This window comes from Pseudomonas sp. 05T35, from assembly GCF_056396605.1.
The window spans coordinates 1-449 of the sequence record NZ_JBFTLU010000978.1; the positions used below are offsets into that span (position 1 = coordinate 1).

The 449-nt window shown below is 55.0% G+C and carries 1 protein-coding gene; it reads right to left on the bottom strand.

Translation table 11 applies throughout. From position 1 onward, the window contains the following. On the bottom strand, window positions 1–449 hold a 449-nt coding region (gene peaD, locus AC1DH9_RS31000; protein ID WP_477809570.1), incomplete at both ends, for a quinohemoprotein amine dehydrogenase subunit beta.

The window sequence follows — 449 nt, forward strand, 5'->3', positions numbered from 1 at the left end:
ATCTGTTTCAGGCTGTCGGCATCAAAGATCGCCACGTCATTGAAGGTCCCGGCCAGATAGATCTTGCTACCGTCCTTGTTGAAGGAAATGCAGTAGTAGGAGTGATCCAGGTTTGCCGACTGCAGCAGCTTCTTCTGCTTGATGTCGTACTTGGCCAGGCGATTGAGCACGCCGAACATCAGGTTCGGGTCTTTCGGCGAGCGCATGCCGCTGAAGTAGATCTCAGTCAGCGGGCCGAAATCGGTGGTTTCGGTCTTGCCGGTTTTCAGGTCGATGCTGAACAGGCCATAGAGGTTTTCGGCAGTGGCCGGGTCCTGTTTCTTGTCCTTGAATTTAGCTGTGGTGTAGAGCAGCGAAAAGTCGTGCCGGTACGTCTGCTGGTTCCACACGTAGAGCACGTCCGGTGCGCTGTAGTTCGGACGTTTCCAGTGACGACTGGGGATCAGCAC